We start from the raw sequence: 3,414 nt of genomic DNA on the forward strand, positions 1-3,414 counted from the left end.
AGTGGTCTGGTTGGTGTTTGAGAATTGCATAGTGGATGCGAGCATCTTTGATCGTTTGTGATGAAAGTTATTAAGGGCACACGGTGGATGCCTTGGCATCAGGAGCCGATGAAGGACGTGGGAGGCTGCGATATGCCTCGGGGAGCTGTCAACCGAGCTGAGATCCGAGGATTTCCGAATGGGGAAACCCGGCACCCGTCATGGGGTGTCACTGCCACCTGAATCTATAGGGTGGTGGAGGTAACGCGGGGAAGTGAAACATCTCAGTACCCGTAGGAAGAGAAAACAACAGTGATTCCGTGAGTAGTGGCGAGCGAAAGCGGAGGAGGCTAAACCGTGTACGTGTGATACCTGGCAGGGGTTGCGTATGCGGGGTTGTGGGACCCACCTTGTTGGTGCTGCCAAGCCGACGGGAAGTCATAAAGTGTCGTTGTTAGTCGAATCAGTTTGGGAAACTGGACCGTAGACCGTGAGAGTCGGGTAGACGAAAACGCGACACCTTCCTTGGTGGTGTTCCCGAGTAGCAGCGAGCTCGTGGAATTTGCTGTGAATCTGGCGGGACCACCCGCTAAGCCTAAATACTCCCTGATGACCGATAGCGGACTAGTACCGTGAGGGAAAGGTGAAAAGTACCCCGGGAGGGGAGTGAAAGAGTACCTGAAACCGTGTGCCTACAAGCCGTCAGAGCCATCTTAGCAATGGTGATGGCGTGCCTTTTGAAGAATGAGCCTGCGAGTTAGTGCTGCGTGGCGAGGTTAACCCGTGTGGGGTAGCCGTAGCGAAAGCGAGTCTGAATAGGGCGTGTAGTCGCGTGGTCTAGACCCGAAGCGGAGTGATCTACCCATGGCCAGGGTGAAGCGCCGGTAAGACGGCGTGGAGGCCCGAACCCACCAGGGTTGAAAACCTGGGGGATGAGCTGTGGGTAGGGGTGAAAGGCCAATCAAACTCCGTGATAGCTGGTTCTCCCCGAAATGCATTTAGGTGCAGCGTCACATGTTTCACGTCGGGGGTAGAGCACTGGATGGTCTAGGGGGCCTACAAGCTTACCGAAATCAACCAAACTCCGAATACCGGCGTGTGAGAGTGTGGCAGTGAGACTGCGGGCGATAAGGTTCGTGGTCGAGAGGGAAACAGCCCAGAACACCAGCTAAGGCCCCTAAGTGTGCGCTAAGTGGGAAAGGATGTGGGGTCGCCCAGACAACCAGGAGGTTGGCTTAGAAGCAGCCACCCTTGAAAGAGTGCGTAATAGCTCACTGGTCAAGTGGTCCTGCGCCGACAATGTAGCGGGGCTTAAGCGCACCGCCGAAGCTGTGTCATTCGTACATATACATCCGCTTCACCTTTCGGGGTGTTGTGCAGTGGTACGGATGGGTAGGGGAGCGTCCTGCATCCAGGGAAGCGGCAGAGTGATCTAGCCGTGGAGGGTGTGGGAGTGAGAATGCAGGCATGAGTAGCGAAAGCAGAGTGAGAAACTCTGCCGCCGGATGACCAAGGGTTCCTGGGCCAGGTTAATCCGCCCAGGGTAAGTCGGGACCTAAGGCGAGGCCGACAGGCGTAGTCGATGGACAACGGGTTGATATTCCCGTACCCGTGTGGATGCGCCCATGGCGAGCCCTCTGATACTAACCACCCGAAGCCTGGACTGGTCTTCGGACCGGACTGGGTGGAGCGTGGGAACTGAAGTGGTAGTAGCCAAACGATGGGGTGACGCAGGAGGGTAGCTCCGCCAGCTGATGGTGACTGGTGTAAGCGTGTAGGCCGTACCGTAGGCAAATCCGCGGTGCGCATAGGCTGAGACGTGATGCATAGCCGAATGAGGCGAAGTAGAGTGATCCCATGCTGCCGAGAAAAGCCTCTAGTGAGTGTCCATGCGGCCCGTACCCCAAACCGACACAGGTGGTCAGGTAGAGAATACCAAGGCGATCGGGTGAACTGTGGTTAAGGAACTCGGCAAAATGCCCCCGTAACTTCGGGAGAAGGGGGGCCACAGCGCTTGAAGCCCCATTGCGGGCTAGGGCGAGGTGGCCGCAGAGACCAGCGAGAAGCGACTGTTTACTAAAAACACAGGTCCGTGCGAAGTCGCAAGACGATGTATACGGACTGACGCCTGCCCGGTGCTGGAACGTTAAGAGGACCGGTTAGTCCTTCGGGGCGAAGCTGAGAATTTAAGCGCCAGTAAACGGCGGTGGTAACTATAACCATCCTAAGGTAGCGAAATTCCTTGTCGGGTAAGTTCCGACCTGCACGAATGGCGTAACGACTTCTCGACTGTCTCAACCACAGGCCCGGCGAAATTGCACTACGAGTAAAGATGCTCGTTACGCGCGGCAGGACGGAAAGACCCCGGGACCTTTACTATAGCTTGGTATTGGTGCTTGGTTCGGCTTGTGTAGGATAGGTGGGAGACTGTGAAGCGGCTACGCCAGTAGTCGTGGAGTCAATCTTGAAATACCACTCTGGTCGTACTGGGTGTCTAACTTCGGACCGTGATCCGGTCCAGGGACAGTGCCTGGTGGGTAGTTTAACTGGGGCGGTTGCCTCCCAAAGAGTAACGGAGGCGCCCAAAGGTTCCCTCAGCCTGGTTGGCAATCAGGTGTCGAGTGCAAGTGCACAAGGGAGCTTGACTGTGAGACCGACGGGTCGAGCAGGGACGAAAGTCGGGACTAGTGATCCGGCACCACCTGGTGGAAGGGGTGTCGCTCAACGGACAAAAGGTACCCCGGGGATAACAGGCTGATCTTGCCCAAGAGTCCATATCGACGGCATGGTTTGGCACCTCGATGTCGGCTCGTCGCATCCTGGGGCTGGAGTAGGTCCCAAGGGTTGGGCTGTTCGCCCATTAAAGCGGCACGCGAGCTGGGTTTAGAACGTCGTGAGACAGTTCGGTCCCTATCCGCCGCGCGCGCAGGAGACTTGCGGAAGGCTGTCCCTAGTACGAGAGGACCGGGACGGACGAACCTCTGGTGTGCCAGTTGTCCTGCCAAGGGCACGGCTGGTTGGCTACGTTCGGGAGGGATAACCGCTGAAGGCATCTAAGCGGGAAGCCTGTTCCAAGATGAGGTCTCCCACCCGTATGGGTTAAGGCCCCCCACTAGACCATGGGGTTGATAGGCCAGAGATAGAAGCACGGTAACGTGTGGAGTTGACTGGTACTAACAGGCCGAGGACTTTCCACAAACGATCAAATTTGTGATCGCTGTGAAGATACACGCATCCACTATGCAACTCTGAAACACCAACCAGTGTTTGAGAGCCGACGAATCAACGGCTCCGCTGGGTTGACAGTTTCATAGAGTTACGGCGGCTATAGCGGTGGGGAAACGCCCGGTCCCATTCCGAACCCGGAAGCTAAGCCCACCAGCGCCGATGGTACTGCACTCGCCAGGGTGTGGGAGAGTAGGACACCGCCGAACA

Annotated in this window: 2 rRNA genes; both read left to right on the plus strand. The window is 56.8% G+C overall.

The features are described from left to right. The first annotated feature begins 60 nt into the window (after positions 1-60). A 23S ribosomal RNA gene (locus tag FHR82_RS45105) occupies positions 61-3,176 on the plus strand. Between the two features lie 120 nt (positions 3,177-3,296). Continuing rightward, a 5S ribosomal RNA gene (gene rrf, locus FHR82_RS45110) occupies positions 3,297-3,413 on the plus strand. Position 3,414 lies beyond the last annotated feature (1 nt).

Origin of the sequence: Actinophytocola algeriensis, from assembly GCF_014203735.1 — a bacterium.
Lineage (GTDB): Bacteria > Actinomycetota > Actinomycetes > Mycobacteriales > Pseudonocardiaceae > Actinophytocola > Actinophytocola algeriensis.